16 protein-coding genes and 2 pseudogenes are annotated in these 20,823 nt (G+C 54.3%); 5 read left to right on the forward strand and 13 right to left on the reverse strand.

Annotated elements, in window-relative coordinates; genetic code table 11:
- Window positions 1-90 precede the first annotated feature (90 nt).
- Window positions 91-773 (forward strand): annotated as a pseudogene (locus AC2FJF_RS23670) (IS6 family transposase).
- A gap of 260 nt (window positions 774-1,033) precedes the next feature.
- Here the strand turns inward: AC2FJF_RS23670 and AC2FJF_RS23675 are convergent.
- The 6 genes from AC2FJF_RS23675 to AC2FJF_RS23700 form a co-directional block, all read right to left on the reverse strand.
- Window positions 1,034-1,711: an aspartate/glutamate racemase family protein gene (locus AC2FJF_RS23675; RefSeq protein WP_496727459.1), complete on the reverse strand. Its 678-nt coding sequence runs from the start codon at window positions 1,709-1,711 to the stop codon at window positions 1,034-1,036.
- 7 nt (window positions 1,712-1,718) lie between these two features.
- Window positions 1,719-2,441: an ABC transporter ATP-binding protein gene (locus AC2FJF_RS23680; RefSeq protein ID WP_496727460.1), complete on the reverse strand. Its 723-nt coding sequence runs from the start codon at window positions 2,439-2,441 to the stop codon at window positions 1,719-1,721.
- Between the two features lie 3 nt (window positions 2,442-2,444).
- Window positions 2,445-3,227: an ABC transporter ATP-binding protein gene (locus AC2FJF_RS23685; RefSeq protein WP_496727461.1), complete on the reverse strand. Its 783-nt coding sequence runs from the start codon at window positions 3,225-3,227 to the stop codon at window positions 2,445-2,447.
- Window positions 3,224-4,195, reverse strand: coding sequence for a branched-chain amino acid ABC transporter permease (locus tag AC2FJF_RS23690; RefSeq protein ID WP_496727476.1), 972 nt, complete (start codon window positions 4,193-4,195; stop codon window positions 3,224-3,226). The genes AC2FJF_RS23685 and AC2FJF_RS23690 overlap by 4 nt, the downstream gene beginning before the upstream one ends.
- A gap of 19 nt (window positions 4,196-4,214) precedes the next feature.
- On the reverse strand, window positions 4,215-5,084 hold the full coding sequence (locus AC2FJF_RS23695) for a branched-chain amino acid ABC transporter permease (RefSeq protein WP_299896066.1): 870 nt from the start codon (window positions 5,082-5,084) through the stop codon (window positions 4,215-4,217).
- Between the two features lie 95 nt (window positions 5,085-5,179).
- Complete coding sequence (locus tag AC2FJF_RS23700; RefSeq protein WP_496727462.1) at window positions 5,180-6,367, reverse strand: ABC transporter substrate-binding protein; 1,188 nt, start codon at window positions 6,365-6,367, stop codon at window positions 5,180-5,182.
- A 230-nt stretch (window positions 6,368-6,597) separates the two neighbouring features.
- Between AC2FJF_RS23700 and AC2FJF_RS23705 the strand changes: the two genes are divergently transcribed.
- Window positions 6,598-7,311 (forward strand): GntR family transcriptional regulator, encoded by a 714-nt coding sequence (locus AC2FJF_RS23705; RefSeq protein ID WP_496727463.1) that lies wholly within the window; start codon window positions 6,598-6,600, stop codon window positions 7,309-7,311.
- Between the two features lie 218 nt (window positions 7,312-7,529).
- Here the strand turns inward: AC2FJF_RS23705 and AC2FJF_RS23710 are convergent, their stop codons facing one another.
- Together AC2FJF_RS23710 and AC2FJF_RS23715 are read right to left on the reverse strand one after the other, a co-directional pair.
- Complete coding sequence (locus tag AC2FJF_RS23710) at window positions 7,530-8,213, reverse strand: IS6 family transposase (protein WP_496727464.1); 684 nt, start codon at window positions 8,211-8,213, stop codon at window positions 7,530-7,532.
- Window positions 8,214-8,547: 334 nt separating this feature from the next.
- Entirely contained in the window at window positions 8,548-9,807 is a 1,260-nt protein-coding gene (locus AC2FJF_RS23715; RefSeq protein WP_496727465.1) for a replication initiation protein, read from the reverse strand.
- 579 nt (window positions 9,808-10,386) lie between these two features.
- On the opposite strand from AC2FJF_RS23715, the gene AC2FJF_RS23720 reads away from it, so the two are divergent.
- Window positions 10,387-11,772: an AAA family ATPase gene (locus tag AC2FJF_RS23720; RefSeq protein ID WP_496727466.1), complete on the forward strand. Its 1,386-nt coding sequence runs from the start codon at window positions 10,387-10,389 to the stop codon at window positions 11,770-11,772.
- Window positions 11,765-12,832 carry a ParB/RepB/Spo0J family partition protein gene (locus AC2FJF_RS23725; protein WP_496727467.1) on the forward strand — a complete coding sequence of 356 codons (1,068 nt, stop codon included), beginning with the start codon at window positions 11,765-11,767 and terminating at the stop codon, window positions 12,830-12,832. The genes AC2FJF_RS23720 and AC2FJF_RS23725 overlap by 8 nt, the downstream gene beginning before the upstream one ends.
- Before the next feature lie 537 nt (window positions 12,833-13,369).
- On the opposite strand, the gene AC2FJF_RS23730 is transcribed toward AC2FJF_RS23725, so the two are convergent.
- The 5 genes from AC2FJF_RS23730 to AC2FJF_RS23750 form a co-directional block, all read right to left on the reverse strand.
- Entirely contained in the window at window positions 13,370-13,663 is a 294-nt protein-coding gene (locus tag AC2FJF_RS23730; protein WP_496727468.1) for a hypothetical protein, read from the reverse strand.
- Window positions 13,660-15,201 (reverse strand): hypothetical protein, encoded by a 1,542-nt coding sequence (locus AC2FJF_RS23735; RefSeq protein ID WP_496727469.1) that lies wholly within the window; start codon window positions 15,199-15,201, stop codon window positions 13,660-13,662. Before AC2FJF_RS23735 ends, AC2FJF_RS23730 begins: the two co-directional genes overlap by 4 nt.
- A 36-nt stretch (window positions 15,202-15,237) precedes the next feature.
- Entirely contained in the window at window positions 15,238-17,490 is a 2,253-nt protein-coding gene (locus AC2FJF_RS23740; protein ID WP_496727470.1) for a hypothetical protein, read from the reverse strand.
- Between the two features lie 668 nt (window positions 17,491-18,158).
- A complete protein-coding gene (locus AC2FJF_RS23745) occupies window positions 18,159-19,040 on the reverse strand; it encodes an IS110 family RNA-guided transposase (RefSeq protein ID WP_496727477.1) in 882 nt (293 codons plus the stop codon).
- Window positions 18,929-19,177 carry a hypothetical protein gene (locus AC2FJF_RS23750; protein WP_496727471.1) on the reverse strand — a complete coding sequence of 83 codons (249 nt, stop codon included), beginning with the start codon at window positions 19,175-19,177 and terminating at the stop codon, window positions 18,929-18,931. The genes AC2FJF_RS23745 and AC2FJF_RS23750 overlap by 112 nt, the downstream gene beginning before the upstream one ends.
- 502 nt (window positions 19,178-19,679) lie before the next feature.
- Here AC2FJF_RS23750 and AC2FJF_RS23755 point away from each other — a divergent pair.
- Window positions 19,680-20,473 (forward strand): annotated as a pseudogene (locus tag AC2FJF_RS23755) (IS5 family transposase).
- Window positions 20,474-20,823 lie beyond the last annotated feature (350 nt).

The following is a 20,823-nucleotide window of genomic DNA, read 5'->3' on the forward strand; positions in this document are numbered from 1 at the left end:
TGTGTCGCAAACTCTGGGGTCTAGTTGGCGAGCCTGCGTGATCTGAGTTTTGTACTGGTCGAATAGTTTTCGAACAGGTTTTTTTTGAGCATGATCTCCTTAAAGGGCTGTCATTTCCCCAAAGATGCAGTTTCGTACGTTGTTTACTTCTATCTGCGGTACACGGTGTCCTATCGTGACTTGGAAGAGATCATGGCTGAGCGCGGTGTGCGAGTTGATCATGCCACATTGAATAGGTGGGTTGTGAAATACTCGCTGATCGTCGCAGCTCGTTCGCAGTCAAAGAAGCGTCCAACACTGAGTTCATGGCGTATGGATGAGACCTATATTCGAGTTCGCGGCAAATGGATGTACCTCTATCGGGCAGTCGACAAAGCTGGGAATACCCTTGATTTCATGCTGTCAGAGCGCAGGAACCGTCCAGCAGCCGCCAGGTTCTTCGCCAAAGCGCTATCGACAAATGGAACCCCGAGCAAGATCGTCATCGACAAAAGTGGCGCCAACGCAGCGGGCATTCGAGAGGCGAACAAAATCCTGAAGCGGCTCGGCTGCCTAGCCTAAATCCAAACGGTCAGGTCAAGTATCTGAATAACCTGATCGAACAAGATCATCGATTTATCAAGCGTCGCGTCCGGCACGTGTGTGGGTTCAAATCGTTCAGATCCGCCTCGGCTACACTGGACGGCATCGAAGTCGCCAACATGATCCGAAAGCGGCAATTCCCCGGCAATACGACGTCTGGCTTCCTGCTATTCGCCGAGATCGCAGGATAGGTGTATCCAGTAAGTCGCTGACTTTGGCCGTTCCAAATGTTTGCTACACATCCATCTGTGACGCGGTCTGTTGACCAACAATGCGGTTTGTCGAGAGCAAAACGGAAACGCAGCAAGCCATCCTCTCAATTCACTGGACATGGGAACTGGCCCCAGGACTTTACCAATTTGTTGATGACGTGGGAAATCTGTGCCAGGCGAGCGTACATTTCCCGCTCACCGAATATTCGAGACACAACGCAAGATCCCAAACGTGTTGATCAGGCATAAGAACACAGCTTCGACGTTTTCAGTTTGGCTTTGACCATCGCCTCCGCAAAGGTGACGGCACATGCAACGCCATCAACCACCGGCAGCCCAAATTCCTCGGACAAATGCGACATCAAGTCTGTCATCCCAGCACATCCCAAAACAATGGCTTCAGCCCTGTCTTCATCTATCGCGGCCCTTATCTCGGCCTTGATTTTGTCGACGGTGTTCGGGTCGTTTTTCTCAAGTTTCAGAACTGGCACGTCTGATGCGCGAACCCGGACACAGCGGCGGTCGAGACCATAGCGCAACAGGTTCGACTCCAATCCCGCAAGCGAACGGGACAATGTCGTGATGACGCTGAACTTTGGACTTATCATCGACGCCGCGTGATATGCTGCCTCGCCCACACCGATGACCGGGGCCGATGTGATACAGCGTACGGCATCAACGCCGGTGTCATCAAAACAAGCAACAACAATGGCATCGGCATCCGGATGTTCTTTTACAGCGTCCAACAATCCAGGCACGCAAGTGGATACATCAAGAAAGCCCTGGATGCTGGCCGGGCCATCTTGCGAGTTCGTGGCAATAATCTCGGTACCAGGATCCGCGACGGCCCGGGCGGCCGCCTCGATCTTTCGGGTCATTGAACTAGTGGTGTTGGGATTGACAACAAGCAGTTTCACAACGTCCTCACACTTCTCCGCCCAAATAGGCGGCTTTGATCCGGGGATCGGTCAGAAGTTCCTTGGAATTTCCCGATATGGCGACGTTTCCTGTGGTCAGCGCATATGCGCGATGCGAGATCGACAACGCCATGCGCGAGTTCTGCTCAACCAGCAGAACCGAAACACCTTCGTCGCGATTGATCGCGACAATTGATCGAGCGATATCCTGCACCAGTTTGGGCGCGATCCCGAGCGACGGTTCATCCAACAGCAACAGGCGCGGCTTTGCCATCAACGCGCGGCCGATCACCATCATCTGTTGTTCACCGCCTGAAAGCGTTCCGGCGGATTGAGAAAAACGTTCCCGCAGACGCGGGAACCGTTCCAGAACAGAGTCGAGCGTTTCCTTGATGCCTGTCTTGTCGGACCGCGTGAACGCCCCCATCAGCAGGTTGTCCTTTACGGTCATATATGGAAAGACGCGACGCCCTTCCGGTACCATGGCAATGCCTTTGGAAACGATATCAGCCGGGTTGGCACCGTCAATTTGTTCACCCTCAAATTCGACCGAGCCGGATCTGACCTTGGCCAAGCCGGTGATCGCCCGCAGGATCGAACTTTTACCGGCTCCGTTGGCTCCGATCAAAGCAACGGTTTCACCTTTTTCCAGATCGATCGACACACCTTTCAGCGCATAGACATGGTCGTAGTAGAGCTCGACATCTTTGAATTCCAACATCTTTGTCATGGCTTAGATCCCGATCTCGTCATCCGCACTGCCCAGGTAGGCTTCGATGACCTTTTCGTTGTTCTGGATCTCCGCAGGCGTGCCTTCGGCGATCATCTCGCCGAAGTTCAGCACCACAATCCGATCGGATATATTCATCACCGCAGGCATGTCGTGTTCCACCAACAGCACCGTAACGCCCCGATCATCGCGCACCTTGCGCACCAGATTGACCATTTTCATGGTCTCGTCATGGTTCATCCCGGCAAAGGGTTCGTCCAACAGCAGAACCTTGGGGTCAGTGGCCAATCCAATGGCAATTCCCAGAGCCCGCAAGTTCCCTTGTGGCAGGTTCGAGGCCTGCTCATTGGCGATCTCGGTCATGCCGAGGAATTCGATCAGATCGTCGGCATATTGGCCAAAGCTATCGACATCCTCATGCGCCATCCTGGTGCCCCAGAAATACCCCGCCAATGAGGCGCGGGCCCGCAAATGCTGAGCGACGACGATGCTTTCGCGCACGGTCATCGACTTGAAGATTGTTGTTTCCTGAAACGTGCGGACGACCCCTTTGCGCGCCACAATATGCGGTTTCAGGTTCGAAATCCTCTCGCCTTTGAACAGCACCTCCCCAGTTGTTGTAGGCAAAAAGGACGAGATCATCTTGAACAGCGTGCTTTTGCCTGCCCCGTTTGGCCCGATCACCGACAGGATCTCATTTTCATTGACGTTGAAGGAGATATCGCTGTTGGCGGTCAGACCACCGAACTTTTTGGTGACATGGCGAACTTCCAGAAGATGGCTCATTTGTCAGCCCCCTTCTTACCGGGCAACCGAAGGCTCAGCAGCCCGTTGGGCAGCACCAGCATCAGGATGATCAGCAAGCTGGAATAGGCCAGCAGTTGGAAGCGACCCAATTCAAACAGCAGGTCCCAACCGAAATACAGAACCAAAGTGCCCAGCATTGGGCCAAAGACATATCCCAACCCGCCTAGGAAACAATTCAGCATGAAATTCACGCTGTCTGCGACCTGAAAGCTAGAAGGATAGACCGACTGCGCGATTGAGCCGAACATTGCCCCACCGATGCCGCCCAAAAAGGACGAGATCGCGAACACGATGACCCGGATGTACGAGATATTGACGCCGATCGAACTGGCCAACTCCTCGTTCTGCTGCATCGACCGGCACAGATGGCCAAGCCGCGAATTCACCAGCCGATACATGGCGGCGAAGGTCAATACCATCAGCACGCAGGCGGCGTAGTAGAAGGCAAGCCTTGGGTTCTCCAGCGTCGCGAAATCCGGGATCAGGGTCAGGCCCAGAGCCGACATCCCTCCGGGCAGCGGGATCGAGGTTATACCCTTGGCCCCATTTGTGATTGGCAAGGCCAGTGCGGTCAGGGTGACCACCTGCGTCAGCACCAGCGAAATCATGGCAAAATAAACACCGCGCAGGCGCAGGATCGGAACCCCGATTACAACCGCCACAGCGGCAGCGAACAACCCCGCCAGCGGCAGCGACAGCCAAAAAGACATGCCAGCTTTGGTCACCAAAACGGCCGAAACATAGGCCCCGATAAGGGCAAATGCCCCCTGACCGATATTGATGCGCCCGATATAGAAAGTTAGCCAAACCCCGGCGCTGGCGATAGACAAGAGCGCCACCGAGGTCAGAGTATAATACAGGTCGGACCGCCCCGATGCCGCGATAAAGCCAGGTATTGCGATGAAGACGGCCAACAGGAAGATAGCTACACCCGCCCATTGGATCATGTTGAGTTTCGGCACTGCGTTATCCCCACGGTTTGCCCATCAGCCCCTGCGGACGGATGGCCAGGAAAATCATCAGCGAGACGAAGATCAGCAGATAGGTGATGTCGCCATATTGCGAGAGAACGGCCAAACCAATGGCTTCGAGAAAGCCAAGGATGATCCCGCCCGCAATCGCGCCGGAAATCACACCCGCACCACCGATCATCACCATCATGAAGGCTTTGATCGAGGTCGGTCCACCCATCCCAAGATTGACGCCGGTGATCGTCACCAGCAATCCACCAACCAGACCGGCCAGCATGGCGCCAAGGGCGAACCCGATCATCGAATACCTGGCGACGTTGACCCCCATCAACTGCGCCGCCGTCCGATCCTGCGCCAGCGCGCGCAGCGCTCGGCCAGTTTTGGAATACTGCATGAACAAGATAAACGAGATGATCGACAGGATGGCCAGAACGCAGATCAGGATGCGGTCATAGGGCATGATCAATCGGAAGTCCCAATTGAAAACACCGTCGACGATTTTGGGAACACCGCGTTGCTTCTCGCCAAAGACCAGCAAGATGATGGCGTCGAAAAAGAACGCCAAACCTGCCGCCAGAAGCATCGTGCTCTCCTCGCGGGAAGATCGCCGTATGACCGGCGCAAACAGAAAACGCTCGATCAATGCGCCAAGTACCGCAAGCGTGATGCAGGACGCCAAAAGCGCCAGCACAAACGGCCAGCCCAGCTGTCCGTAAAACGTATAGGTGACAAAACCACCTAGAACATACATTTGCCCATGGGCAAAATTCAGCACGTTCATCAGGGCGAAAATCAGTGTCAATCCAAGGGCGATCATCGCATATTGCGCGCCCAGATAGATGCCATTTGCTAGTATTTGTTCCATGAGTGTCCCGCGAAAGTTTCGGGTATCCCGGGCTGATTATTAGCCCGGGAGAGTGAGTGGTTTGTTAGGCTTTTACCTGTTTTGGGAGTATTGCCTCAGTCGACTTCAGCGACAAAGAGCGTTTCAAACTCGCCGTCCTGATAGACATTGACGACCAGTGGAACGGCAATCTGACGCTTTTGTCCGAACGACGTCGTGCCCACATACCGCATCTTGGCGTCGCCCTTCATGAACGGGTTGGGGGCCTCGAACGTATCCATCGTGGTCTGGAACGCCGCAACGTCCTCGATGCCCGCCGGGTTCGCATTCAATGTCGCCAGAATGTACTCCAGCGCATAGACTTTAGTGTTGGACTCGTCGTTATATTCGCCGAACATATCAGTATAGCGTTTGACGAATTCTTTCATGTCATCCGATGCGATCTCGGGCGTTGACGCACCGCCAACCGAAATGAACCCGTTTGCCAAGTCCCCTGCCCCCTCGCGCAGAACCGTCGCATCCTGCGCGGTTTCGGTTGAGATGATACCCTGGAACCCAAGCTCGCGCGCCGAACGGATCAGCTGTGGCGCATTGGCCGGGGAAACGCCGGACAGGACCAGCAAGTCTGGCTGCGTGCGCATGACCGGGGTCAGCACCGGCGTGAAATCGGTGGTGTCCACCTGATAGGTCACATTGTCGGAAACAACCTCAAGCCCCAACGCCTTGGCAGCCTCGATACCTCCATCCCGCTGGCTCAGCGGATCGGATTCGTTCGCAGCCACAAAAGCAACAGATTTCACGCCCTTTTCATCCTTGAGGTATTCATAGATCGCGGGACCGGATTGATAATTCGCAACCATACCCAGAACGGCATTCGATGCGGGGGCCGAGTACAGTTCTTTCGGGAAGGCATAGGGGAAATACATGATCCCTTGGGCTTCGGCGACCGGACGCACCGCTGCGGCACCGTCATCCACGTTGGGGCCGACCACATAGTGGATACCTTCCTGCGCCATTTTTTCCATACCGGCGATGGCGCGTTTGGGGTCTTTCTGATCGTCAAACGAGACGATTTCGATATCGTAGGTGGTGTCACCGATTTTGTAACCACCAGACTCATTGATCCATTCAGCGCGCGCTTCCATCGAGCGCTGATTGGAAATGCCCCAGGCCGCCGCCGGACCAGAGGTCACGCCAACAAAGCCTATCTTGAGGACGGGGTTTTCGGCCCAGGCGGCCGATCCAAGAACGGATGCGGCCAGCGCCAAAGCAGCCGATGATTTCATCAGAGTTCTGCGTTTCATTGTTTCCTCCCTACTGAGGTCTCCGCGCCTCTTTCGGGCGCTTGCAAAAATAGACTGTGTCATCGGTCGAATCCCGGTGAACGCGTCAAGTTCTGCATTGTTAACAATTTCTGTCAACACTTTATGTTTGGAGAAACATTGATATTGTCAACAAAGAACCGATATATTGTAAGAAGAAAACCTTGCAGCTATTAACAAAATTCAGGCCAACCCCACCGGAATGAAACGAGATGACGGACGAATCTGAAGACAAGCTAAGCACCCTGCGAACTGATCCTGATGAACAAATGATCGTTGATCGGATCTATTCTGCGGTGATGGAGCAGAAACTGGCACCCAGAACCAAGCTTAGCGAACTGGCTTTGTGTGAGACGTTCGGCGTCGGTAGAATGCGCGTGCGCCGCGCGCTGTTGCTGCTTAGTAGCCAGGGGATCGTCGATCTGCACTCCAATCGAGGGGCCTATGTTGCCTGCCCCAGCGCCGATGAGGCCCGCGAGGTCTTTGTTGCCCGTCTGATGATTGAAACTGGTATCGTGCGAGAATTGGCGCGCGGTATCAGTAACGAGGGCGTTCAAGCCCTACGTACGCATGTCGAGAAAGAAGAGATTGCACGGAATGATGATGACAGGACGGAAATGATCCGTCTTTCAGGTGCCTTTCACGTCGAACTGGCGCGATGTCACAAGAACTCGGTTCTGACCCGCGTTCTGCGAGAGTTGGTCACCCGCACTTCACTGATCGTTGCCCTGTTCGGATCGAACCGCAATGCCACCTGCCCGGATGACGAACATACTTCGATCATTGACGCGATTGCAGATGGCCAACCGCAGGCGGCCGAAGACGCCATACGTCACCATATTCTTCATGTTCAGAATTCGCTGGATCTCGAACAAACCCAAAAGACAGAACCTGATTTGGCGAAGATATTAAGCGGGCGGAGGTAACTTACATTTTGGGCCGTACCGCAGGATTTTTAGGCTTCGCTAATGGTCGCGCAAATCATCTATTTTTGGCTAGCAAGTAGTCATATCTCCGTTGCACAAGTCACGCTGCGAATCTCAAAGGGCTGGTGTTGGTTCGGGTTTGTTAACGAGAGATATAGTGCCGAAGGATGTGTCGCAAACATTTGGAGCGGCCAAAGTCAGCGACTTACTGGATACACCTATCCTGCGATCTCGGCGAATAGCTGGAAGCCAGACGTCGTATTGCTGGGGAATTGCCGCTTCCGGATCATGTTGGCGACTTCGATGCCGTCCAGTGTAGCCGAGGCGGATCTGAACGATTTGAACCCACACACGTGCCGGACGCGACGCTTGATAAATCGATGATCCTGTTCGATCAGGTTGTTCAGATACTTGGACCTGACCGTTTGGATTTTGGCTAGGCAGCCAAACCGCTTCAGGATCCTGTTCACCTCTCGAATGCCCGCTGCGTTGGCGCCACTTTTGTCGATGACGATCTTGCTCGGGATTCCATTTGTCGATAGCGCTTTGGCGAAGAACCTTGCTGCTGCTGGACGGTTCCTGCGCTCAGACAACATGAAATCAAGAGTATTCCCAGCTTTGTCGACGGCCCGATAGAGGTACATCCAATTGCCGCGAACTCGAATATAAGTCTCGTCCATGCGCCACGAACTCAGTGTTGGACGCTTCTTTGACTGCGCACGAGCTGCGACAATCGGTGAATATTTCACAACCCACCTATTCAATGTGGCATGATCAACCCGCACACCGCGCTCAGCCATGATCTCTTCCAAGTCACGATAGGACACTGTGTGCCGCAGATAGAAGTAAACAACGTACGAAACTGCATCCTTGGGGAAATGACAACCTTTTAACGAGATCATGCGGTTCTGTCGCAAAGATTTTGCGAGCAGAATATTTTCCCGATAGGCGACATGTGAGTACGCGAATGAGGATCAACACAGGGAAAAATTGGCCTCTAGTCGCTCAGTTTCGGCCATCAGTTCGGCTTCAAGCTGAATGTAAACAGAACAATTTCCTAATTTTTGACAGCCCCGAGAAAGTTTGCGACACAAGCACAAACACTCATACCACTCAAAAGGAAAGCAACCTCAATGCGCAGAATTTACGCAGAATGCACACCACGCAGTACTTGATGGACTTCGATTTCTGCTTTTAACAAGCGGTACCCTTGGATACATGCACTTAGAAACCCTCTCATGTGAATACGTCTGGTTCGAGCTCCTCCCAGAATTCAAAGATCTTGGTGGCATTCAGCCCTGATCGCCATCCATGAGCTCTGAAATGTTCTCGGTCGAGGTCATTATCAAGGCCCGACAGAAAAAGCCGCTTATCCGCATCGCGCTGCGTTGGGTTTCGCCGCGAAACCAGATCCTCAACAATTGCCAATCGCCGCGCACGTTCGGTTCGCTCTGCAGTCCTTGCTTCGTATTCCTTGTCCTGCTGCTCTTGTTCGGCAATCCTGCGTTTTGCAGCTTCACCCGCTGATGGGTCTGGCACCATCGAAGTTTTCGTTTCTGGCACTTGATAGTTGTCCCGCAAGGCAGCAGACAGAAAACCAAGAGTAGACTTTACACCATCCCTGCCCTTGGCATATTCGAGCTTTTCCCGAACATAGTCTTCGCCATGTTCAGAAATCCATTGTCGCGCCAACCTGTCAGACACACCTTGCTGGCGCAGCGTCTTGTAGATTGTCAGATTGCGAACGCCATCTTCATCGTCAATCTCAAACATCGCTTTCTGCGGGTTGCCCTTTATCAGGAACCGAATATCTGTAACTGTACGTCCCTTTTTTTGGAACTCCGGCTCAATGAGAATATCAGAGCTTTTGTTAACTTCGGCGACGGCGGGCTTGATGATCTTGGCATTTAGGTGCTTGAAGCTGCCATAGTACTCGCTCCCGTCGACTCCCATTAGCTTTCTAAAGACGTCCAGCGCCCACCAACCCGTCGACCCTGTCCGGACAAATCGATAGCAGTTTTCATAAAGCGCCAAGCCGTGCCCTGAACTAAAATTTCTTTGAATCTGGACATTTATTAACGCGTAAATTTTTGGATCATAGAGTTTTTGCGCCAACGCCGGAGAATATGCGTATTCACAGATACCATTCTTCAGTTTGGCAAAACTCAACAAAGATGAGACACCCCATTCTTGGCGCCCCTGTTCGTCCAGCATATCCCATTCGGCGACCGTTTCAGCCAGAGCCCGCAAGCTTGCACGCAGAGTGTCAAAGTCGTTTGAATTATACCCAACCATCATCGCCAATGTTCTGGCATCAATTGTATGGGTCGGTGCAGACGTTAAAGCATCATAGGCATTCAACAATAATACGTTCGACAGCTTGCGTTGCAATAACGACAGCTTGCCACTGATGTGAATCGCGGCGACGTTCTTTTTTACTGTCTCACGGCGTAACGCGCCTGAGAGATTGTCCATGTCAACTTGTGTATCCGGCATGATTCTGCCTGGCTGCTCGTTTCCCTATTGTTTGCACAATAGGTACCTGAGTTGCAATCTTATTTGGGTGCCCAAATACAGGATTAGCTTTATCCCGTGAACGGGTACCTATTGGACGCGGCCCTGAGGTTATCCACAGAAACACCCAAAATGGGATTCCCTCGAAGCAAAGAACAAGGATAATCTCGTTCCTTGAACCTTGTATTAGAGCCTTTTCCGCCCTGAATTGCACCATCCTGAGAATCGGCCCCCTATTTACCGTAACTTGACACTACAGAACCTGTGTTTGGGTACCTATGATCCCGTATTAGGGTCCCCTACACCCTGTAAACGGATACCCAATGTCGATTAACTACTTGATTATAAATATTTTTATCTTCGCAAAGATTCTAAATATTGCAAATAAACTAAACGATTTGTTGCGTTCTTTTTCGTTATTTCTTTGAGTTTCGCTGCGAAACCTGGTGGTCGCCTCAACTTCTGTGGAAAAAACGAAAAGGAAGGATAGCCTCTCACCCAAATGTTCGCTACATTCCACCATATACGCTGACAAGGCGAACATTACCTGAGGTATCGACAGTGAATAAGACTAACCAACCTCCCCTGCCCCCTTATCTTAACCTCGATCCAGAAAGCGCAGCGGCGAAGTTGCCAGATCCTATTGGAACTTCGCGATTCGCAAAAGCCGCCGCGTTCTGTGCAAAAGGACGCGAAGATTTAGCCCGGAGAGGCTATGCGCCCGACGGTGAAAAACGGTTACGTCGTTTCTCTATCTGGGAAATCACAAAGTACCTTATTCCTGTAGCGCCCGCTCACCTAAGGCGCGTTCTCAAAGCTAATGCAGAGCTTCCACAAGGAGAAGGAGAAGCGGGGTCAAAGTGGTTTACTCTTGAAGAGGTTTTAATCCTTCGAAAACACTTTGCGGCAGAAGGTGTCAGCACCAAAGAATACTTGCCATATCGCCCGGAGGGCCTGCCTGCGAAAGTTGTATCGGTAGCAAATTTCAAAGGGGGGGTTGGCAAAACTTCAACTGCGGCTCACCTCGCTATGTCTGCGGCATTGGATGGGTACAAAGTTCTTGTAATTGATTTGGATAGCCAGGGATCAATGACGTCAATTCTTGGCGGAACAGTTGCGGACGAATGGCAAACAGTATTTCCGTTGATAGCCAAAGATTACGCAAGGGCTGTTCAAGAAGAAAACCGCGTCAGGCAGGTCGGCGGGCAGGCCGAAATCCCTTTGGATGAGACACTGCAAGAGGCGTTAAATACAACTCCAACCGATGTTATTCAGAAAACCCATTGGCCCAATATTGACCTTATTGGTGCCCAGCTGAATTTGTATTGGGCAGAGTTCCAGATTCCAGTGTGGCGTATGGGATTAAGAAGTTGGCCATTGTGGGATGGCCTCACCAATTTTCTCGAGAATGAGGGTGTTCTCAACGATTATGACGTGGTCTTCATTGATACACCTCCTGCACTTGGGTACCTAACAATCAACGCTTTGGCCGCGGCTGACATCCTTTTGGTACCGCTCGGAGCTTCGTTCCTGGAGTTTGATTCAACCGGCCGGTTCTTTGACATGCTCTATACGACGTTCGCAAGTATTGAAGATGGGGAAAACACCGCCCAACGAGCAGCCGGATTGCCGGAGTTGAAGTTCGAATGGGATGTCGTTCGGGCAATCATTACCCGATTTGATGCCAGCCAACAGACAGATATGGCGAACGTGATCCAGGCGTACTTTGGCGACTTCATGAACGCTTACCGACAGGATTTCACTGCGTTGGTCGGGCAGGCGGGTGAACAAGTGAACGGTATTTATGAGGCTGACTACCGGGATTTTAACCGCGAAACCTATGTCCGTGGACGTGAAACTTTTGATCGTACCTACGCGGAATTCAAAGAAGTTCTAATAGGTTGCTGGTGGCGCGATGCCCAATTGGGAGGAGATTCGAATGGCTAAACGTAGAAGGCTTGCTGTTCCAAATACAGCGGAGTTGGAAGAGTTGGAGGTGGGTTTCGCCGCGAAACCTTCGTTGAATCCGTTTGAGGGTTCGTCGTCCACACCACCAATTGCTCAGGTGGCGGCTGAAGCTGCGTCGCTAAACGGAATGACAACTGTGACGGATCGTGTCGAGTTGGCGAAAGATCAAAGCGACGCCGCACGTTGGCGAGACGCTCAGGATGCCGGATTGGTGGCTGAAATACTGCCTTTGGAATTGATCGATGCCGAATATATTCGTCGAGATCGAATGGTCGAAGACGAAGAGGCTATGGCGGAACTTCTGGAGTCTTTGCGGGCTAACGGGCTGCGCACACCCATTGAAGTCACTCGTGTAGGCGACGGCTTTGGTCTTATCTCGGGGTTCAGGCGCTTAGACGCATTTAGACGTTTGTCCAAAACTGATGATCGGTTTGAAACCATTCCAGCCTTCGTGAGGGAAGCCGGTTCGGGGCAGGGGGCTTACGTGTCGATGGTTGAAGAAAATGAACTCCGACTAAACCTGAGCCCATATGAGCGTGGACGTATCGCAGTTCTGGCTGTTGGACAGGGAATATTCGAGTCGACTGAGGCCGCAGTCGATGTGCTATTTGCGACCGCCTCCAAAGCCAAGAGATCGAAAGTTCGAAGCTTTGCGATGATCCACGAGGCGCTCGGCGACTTACTGCAGCATCCTGTGGCGATTTCGGAAAAAGCGGGTTTGAAACTCGCGTCGGCGCTGAGAGGGGGTGCCCAGAGCAAACTTCGTCAAGCTCTTGCTGAAGCCGAAGTTATCGATCCAAAAACCGAATGGGATGCTCTGGAAGGTGCAATGAATTCGTCTCCTTCACCTACTGCCGAGAAAGCCCGTGGAGGGCGTCCGCAGCTAGTCATGCCGTTGACACCGGTCAAGTTAGCTGGAGGGGGGGCAGTACAGGCCGAGCTGTCACCAGATGAAGTTCGCATTCGAGTACGGTTGCGGGGAGTGTCAGAGGAGGTTGCTCAAGAGCTGGTAGAACAGATCGCGCGCCAACTAAGTTAGTCTGGTAGCTAAACCGTCGATATGGTTCTTTGTTGGCATCTATTGGCCTGATCAATACTGCGAAAACTGTGCAATTTTCCAGGCTTTGCAATAGTGCGCGTAATGGGCCAATAAAGAGCATTACGGTATTTCCACCCGATTATCTTAAATGTTTCGCAAACTTTTGGAACAGCCAGAAGCGACGGTTTACTGGAGGATCTATTGCAGACTTTTGGCTCTTGACGAGGTGGGATGCTGCGGGTGAATGACTTTCGACCAATTGGGACCGAAAGCCATCCACGCGCGAAACCCCAGCGCGTCAACAGCTAATTCTTTGCAGCAGAGCCCCCGAACCATCCACGATCTATGGAATGCCGTAGGTCGCGTTTGCGAGCTCTTCACTGACGAAGAATGCTGCAACTTCTCTACAGCCGCAGGATTCGGGATAGATAAAACACAAACCGCTCTAATTGGCCGGGCTGCCGCACGGAAACGCAAAAAATGCCTCAACTGCTGGAAGGGTTTACTTTGGAGTGTTTCGAGCCGGGCACAATGCAGCTAAGTGCCGGTATCGATTCGGGCCATGAGACATCGCAGCATGGCGTGCAGGTCTTCTGGCAGGTCGGGCGCGCGGTAGTTGGCGCTGTCTCTATCAACCTGGCCCGACTGCTTTAGGTGCTTATCCAGCTGAGCGAGCGAGTCGCGTTGCGCCAGTTGACCGCAGATGCGCATTTCCGGCCGGATTTCGGGTTTTGGAGGTGCGGTTCCGCTGTTTTGCGCCGAGGTGCTGGAGGTAAAAAAAGGTGAGAGCGCCGCAAGGCCGGTCAGCAGAATACGCGTCATCTGAGTCATGGTAATATCGCCGTGTTGATGCTGTCGCTGTTGTCGTCCTCAATCAATTCCGCCTCGCCAGCCCGGACCACCGCAGTGTTCTTGACAAACGCAAAGGCCGGGGAACCTGTCGCGCCCGCGGCGGCAACGCCCCAGAACCGAATGCTGCGCACCGATCCGGGGGCGATGTCGCCGATATCGAATTCCGCCGCGGATTCGGTTTGCGACAGGGTTTCGATCGAGATCAGCGACCCTGTCGGCGGCAGATCGAGCGGCAACGGAAGAAGCGCTGCTGCGCCATCTGCGTTCAGCAGGTTTAGGGCCATGGTGTCACTGACCCGGACATTGCCAGCAACCGCCGGTCCGGCGTTGGCGACGTCAACCGTGTAGAGGATGAAATGGAGCAAACGGTCGCCGAACGGCCAGGTGAAATCCTCGGCCGATTTGGTGACCGAAAGGTCGACGCCCAAGCCGTGTTCAGAAATCTGCTCGACGTCGATCGAGTGGGCTCCGGTCACGTTGCCTTCAGGCCCCAGCGTCGCCGCGGAGTAAACCGCTGTGACGTCTAGTTGTTCGGTGCTCTGAACAACGACCCAACCTTCGTAATAGGTTTCGCCCTCGGGTGGTGCGCCACCGAGCGCATTCAGTTCCAGATCGGCGCAATCCGTCTTCACCGCCTGATCATAACCGAGCGTGTCCTCGCCAATCTCGTAAATTCGTCCCGGCCGCTGTTCAACCGGCGGAAACGCGAGTGCAAGCTTTTTGAAAACCAGCGCCTCGTTGCCGCCCGGATTGTGAATGTTGACGGTTGTCGCGTAGCGTCCCGGCACCAGACGCCCGTTCTCGGGGTCGGGCTGTGAGCCGCACACCACCTTGGCCGAATACTGCCAGGCGAATGGGCGAATATCGATCTCGAGCTCGTAATCGACCCCCGAGCCGTCCTCCGGGTCCGAAACCGCGACATAGAACCGACCCGGTGGCACGGTGAGCACGATTTCCTCGATCCCGCCCGGACCCCAGCCTGCGCGGTCAGGGTTGAGCATCTGTAGGCCCTCGTTCAGCAGATATACGTCAAGGTCTTCAAAAGCCTGAGCCGCCTCGAGCCGGATGAACACCCTGGCACGTGTTTCGCTCTGGAACCGGTAGATGTCCTCGACCGGATCGCCGCGCACTGCGACGGTGGGGGCCTCGACTACCGATATCGTGCCGGAAACGATGGTCGGTGGCGTCACGGCATGGTGCTCGGCAAGACCGTCATTTGGCTCTGCCTCGCCGACCGCACCCGAGGGTGTCGGCGGATTCAATTCAATGGTTTCGGGTATTGGCAGGATGTCGCCTAGCACCTGTCGGCTGTGGAAAATGACATTCGTTTGCAGCATACCATCCAGTATCACGTTGCTGAACCCGATCGGCAGCCCGTCGTCGTTGTTCAGGCTCGGTCCGTCCATCAGCTGAAAATGCAGATGTGGCCCGCTGCTGTTACCGGAATTGCCGACCATGCCGATCACGTCACCTTGTTCGACACTGCAGACCTGCCCCATTCCGCAGGATCCGATCATTCCGAAATTCGCAGGAATGGAGCCCGGGATCATGTGTTAGTAGTTCGAGACCGTTCCGTTCGAATGCTGGATCGAGATGAAATTCCCGGGCGCCGGGACACTCGCTAGGCGTGGACCCGGGCGCGGGTTGCTCGGCTGGCTATTGTCGAGGCCGACGATGTCGCCATCGGCGATCGCGATCACCGGCTGGCCCCAGATGTAACTGTCGGTGTTCTGCAGGTTGTCGATACCCTCGCACGCATCGTCGAGGGGGCGGGACAGGTTTCCGTCTGCATCCGTGACGCCGATATTATAGGCGTAGCGCTGGTTGTTGGTCGCGCTTGGGTTGTTCAGGCTGTTTACGAAATGCCGGTGATGGGTTTCGATATCGCCAAAGCGAAGCTCATGCGCAACATTGATCCGGTAGTTCAGAACCGGCGGATTGGGCGCTGTCTCGTCATCGCCGTCGTCATTGTCGTCAAGCGCCGCACAGGCATCGTCATCGGGAAGCGAGACAAACAGTTGCGTCGGCGAAAGCGGGAAGACGTAGGTCGATCCGTCGGTGAACGGAACCGGTGCGAAAGTCGGCGTGGGAATCTCGTTGAACGAAAGCGTCCATTCCTCGTCAGTGTCGACTTCGCGCACGTCAAGCTCGACATCCACGCTTGCGGGCGGGTCGCCCGCAAAGGGCAACAACCGGTCGTCATCCGCCAGCGCTTCGTCGGGGAAGGCAACGATGACGCGGGTTGCTGGCGGGATCTGTGTGGCGTTGGAATCCAGCAGACCATCCTCCCTCAGCCGCATCAATGCAATATTCCCCTCGCCTGAAGCGCTGGTGGCGCAGCCGCCCAAAACCACGCGGTTGCCTGATGCGATCGCGACCGACGTGGATCGCGTGCCGGTCCGGTCAGGCGTGTCCGGATGTTCCAGTACGACAATGCCGTTCTGGTTGAAATCCTGGTCCAGGTCGCCATCATCGAGCAGACGGACGGCCGCGAACATGTCAGAGGTGAATATGGAGACAACGATCCTGCCCTCCGCATCGATCGCAACATCGCCCGCGCCGACGAGGCCGGGAAATCCAAAATCCCTCACCACGATTCCCGTACCGGCTTCAGCCGGGGCAAGCGCGTCGTCAAGTTCGCCGGAGGATGTCATTCGAACGATGGCGGCCTGGGCCGAGATGCCCGGGCCCGGTGACACGGTGCCGACGGTGACGATCCGGTCGTCACCGTCAATGGCCATAGCCAAGGGTGCGGCCCGGTCGACCCCTGGAAAGGCGACATCGACTCGGCCTGCCGTGCCGAAATCCTCGTCGAGCATGCCGTCGGACAGAAACCGCGCGACGAACCATGTCCGGTCTTCGAGTTCGTCGTCTTCATCGACAATCAGTTCCTGCAGCGGACCGAACCAGCCGGCGACGTAAATGCGATCCTCGTCGTCCAATGCGACAGTGCTGTATGTCGAAACCATGTCGTCGGGCAGGAAATCCTCGACCATGATCTCGGCATCATTTGCACTGATGATGCCAAGCGTCGCCCGTGGCCGGTCCTCGACTTCGATGGAGCCGACGGCGATCATGCTGCCTGACAGCAAAGCGAGATCGGCTATTCTGCCGTTGTCCGTCTCGGGAAACAGAATCTGAGCGCCGAAAAACGGCTCTACAGCGCCATTCGTATCGATCCGCATGACGGACCACCACGACAGCAGGTCGTCATCGGACGGAACATCCAGCAGCCACGCCTCGCCGCCAGCCCAGATATTGCCTAGAGCATCGACCGCTATAGCGTTCACGCCATGTCTGATCGTCCCGTTTTCAACGATCGGATTTGCGATCGACAACGCTTCCAACCCGTTGGCCGAGAAGGCATCGTCATTGTCTCCGTCCTCGGTATAGCGCGACAAAAGCGATCCGTTCGGCAGAGCGGACGGCGATGCGCATGGGATGAGCGGCTCGCCGCCATCGTCGACGAATAGCGTCGAATTGGTCCCTGACCCTCCGGCGTAGAGCAGACCATTGGAGTCTATCACGATGTCCGCAACGCATTGATCGCCGAAGGAGCCGAAATCGTCGAGCCGTCCACCGGTTTCATCAAATGCCGGAGGCAGGGCCGCTCCGGCTGTGTCGGTCCGGCTGAGTACCGCAAAGGACAGGTCGCGCTGTCCCACGGTCGCGGTTCCCAGTTCCATGCCATCGGCATCCCTGTAGGTGACACGCGCCTCGAGCATCTCAATGGCTTCGGTGCCGCTGGTGAAGTCGAGGTCGAAATTCAGCCAGTTGCCATCGTCATAGGGTTCCCAAGTCCCCATGAAGCTTGCGGGAAAGGCGTTGTTTAGTGGCTGGGCACGCGCATCGTTGTTTCCGAGATGCCGGACGCCATTGGCGCGTCAACATCCTAGCCGGAAGCGGTTGACGTCACGATGCCCGATAAAAGCGTGATCCCAATAGCAAAACGAAGTCTGTGCTTAAAACGATCTTGGTCCATAGCAATAAACCTGTTCGAAATTAAGTGCGAAATAATACCATAAATTGTATCTTTTTGCACGCGTCACGCCTTAACGCGACCCTGGGTGTGTAAAGTGCCTGTCATTAAATGAAGTGGTCCGATTGAGTTGACAGCGTTCGGATTGGCCTCGCTCATAGATTGCCCGTGGTGCTGCGCGATCGATTGAGGTCCGCTTCGACGGGCTGCGACTGCAGCGTCGCGCGCGGGCGTTGAGTGACCTCGGTGGGTGGCTCCTGCATTGCAAGAGTTTATTGGCGATGTTTGCGGGTGTTTTTGTCAGTACTCTCGTCTGTCCGGCCTATTTGCGTGGCGGCATTGTCGCCACTGGCCTGATGAATTTCGCGAGCGAGGTTCTAATCGGGTTATCGACCACTGAGGGTCGCTGCCATTCCCGGAGATTCCTTGCTCTTGGTTGACTTTTTTTTCGCATCATCACTTCAACGCCGTGCATCTCGTGGACAGTCAACGCGATTAGAACGCAGGCTGCCGGTATTCCTGTTTTTTTGTGAGCATCGCCCAGATGTCCTGTGCGGCCTTGTTGGCCATGACAGTTGTTGCGAGTCGGAATGGCTTGCCTGCGATGATCTTTGCTGTCCACAAATCGACCTTCTTTGGCGAACGTTTCGCCATCACAGCACGCGATGTCATGCCTACGACCAACAGCTTGCGAATGTAGCGATCACCTTGCTTCGTGATCTTGCCCAGACGTTCCTTGCCACCGCTGGATTTGTTAAGTGGGGTCAGTCCGAGCCAAGCCGCCAGATCGCGCCCGGTCCGGAACTGTTTAGCATCGCCAATCGTAGCCACAATCGCTGAAGCCGTGATCGGGCCGATACCAGGCATACGCATCAATCTACGTGCATCTGCATTCAGAAGGGCATGTTGCTGGATCATCTTAGAATAGCCAACGATGCGTTCGTTCAGGCCGAGGAACTGATAGCACTGGATACCGAGCATGCCGTTGGCGATCTCCGGCATTTCTGGATGGTCGCCATCAAGGTGACGCTTTGCAAAAGCCGTCACTGCTTCGATCCCAATGGGCAAGATATGCCCAAACTCACGCAAAAGGCTGCGGATCATGTTGGCCAGTTGGGTGCGCTGCCGAACGGCCAGATCTCGAGTCCGATGGATTGAGAGAATGGCTTGCTGCTCTTCCGTCTTGATCTCGACAAATCGCATGGTTGGTCGACGGACCGCTTCACAGATCGCCTCAGCATCACCGGCGTCGTTCTTGCCGCGCTTCAATAGGGTTTGACGTATCCGGCCTGCTTGAGCTTCACGTCGTGCCCTAATTTGCGCAGCTGGCGACCCCAGTGATGAGACGAGCCGCAGGCTTCTATCCCGACCCTGCAGGGTGGAAGCGTCTCAAAGAAGCGGAGCAGCTTTGCGCGTTTGATGGCTTTGTCGAAAATCACTCGGCCGTTCTCTGAAATGCCGTGAACTTGAAAAACATCCTTGGCCAGATCCAGGCCTCCGGTCTTTACTGTCATTGGGTCGCTACTTTTCTAGCAGTCGATGACATCTACACTTTGGCATATTCGATGCCGGTGGAACAGGAGCCACCCACCTCATCCGGTTTGGGCCGCTGCCAATCTCAGAGCGCGGGTTTGAATATGGGCCGTTGAATTGGGTCAGTGCACTCCGTTTTGCAACCCTTCCAGGAAGGCTCGAGCAAGTGGGTTTTCCTTTTCCCTTGCGGACTGCAGAATACCAGCCGGTGTTGTGAAAGTCAGGTTCTTTGAGCCTATTCGACGCATCTGAAGTGATACCTCAAAAGGCTGCCCAAGGTGAGATGGCAAGAACCCGACGAAAGCGCCTGAGAGGATCAGATGCGCAATGGCTTCTTCGGAGTGGCCGAAGGCTGCCGGACCATTGGTGGTGATCTCGCCCCAAGGTCCTGACCAGCGCGCATATGCCTAGGTTCTGGACCCATAAATTTGTTGCCACTATCTCGGCTGCATGAGTCAAGCCCCGGAGTTTCAGGGGTACTTCATGAGCAATCTATTCTGGTTGACAGACCAACAGATGGAGCGTCTTCGGCCATACTTTTCAAAGAGCCATGGCAAGTCGTGGGTTGACGATCGGATTGTGTTTGGCGCCATTATTTTCATCAATTGCAATGGGTTGCGCTGGTCAGATGCGCCTCGTGAGTATGGCCCGCCAAAGACGCTATATAACCCTTGGAAGCGGTGGAGAAATATGGGCGTGTTTGCTCGGATCATGGCCGGACTGGCAGCGGAGGGGACCGATCACAAGACCAACATGATTGACGCGACCGACCTCAAAGCGCAGCGCACGGCCTCCAGCCTGCGGTTGAAAAAGAGGGTCGTGGCAGGCTGATCGGGCGAGCCAAAGGCGGCATGAACACGAAGCTGCATGCTGTTACCGATAGTCTCGGACGTCCGATACGCTACTTCCTTTCCGCTGGCAAATCAGCGATTTCACGGGCGCCAGGGCACTGGTGAACAGCCTGCCATCGCTGATTGGTTACTGGGTGATCGCGGCTATGATGCGGACGGGTTTCGCGAAGCCCTTATAACAAGGGCCTAAAGCCCTGCATCCCGGTCCGGAAATCACGCGACAAGCCCGCCTAGTACAACAAACGCTGCTACAAACTACGAAATAGAATTGAAATCATGTTTGGTCGCTTGACGGACGGAATCTTTTGCACACCCAAGGTGGTGGTTGAAGCGATCCCGTTGGAACTGACGTCAGGCGGTCGTCTCAGTTGTTGTGCTCGACACTCAGGAAAACCAGTGTGCGCTTCTCTTGGCTCTTGTCTTTAATGGCAACCCGATAGACACGAATTCCAGCGTCCAATTCTCTAAGCACATAGCTGTCTGGGTGATTGACCTGCCTATCAATCGGAGCAGTCGTACCGTCTCGGCAACGCGCCACTTCAGCCCATGTGTCGTGGAAGTAGCTTGTGGCCTCATCGCTTCTGAACTGAAATTCCCATTAACACGAAACGCCGCGTGAATTGCCCAAGCCGTCAAATGGCAGGCATACGGACCCAACAGGTGCAATCCCGGTGTCATCATAGCTTTCAAGTGCAGAAATTTGTGCGCATTCAGCAGCCAGTCCAATGGTCGGTTGAATGAACACAACCGTCACAAGTGAAAGCCAAAAACACAAC

This window comes from Ruegeria sp. CDSB013, assembly GCF_059611165.1.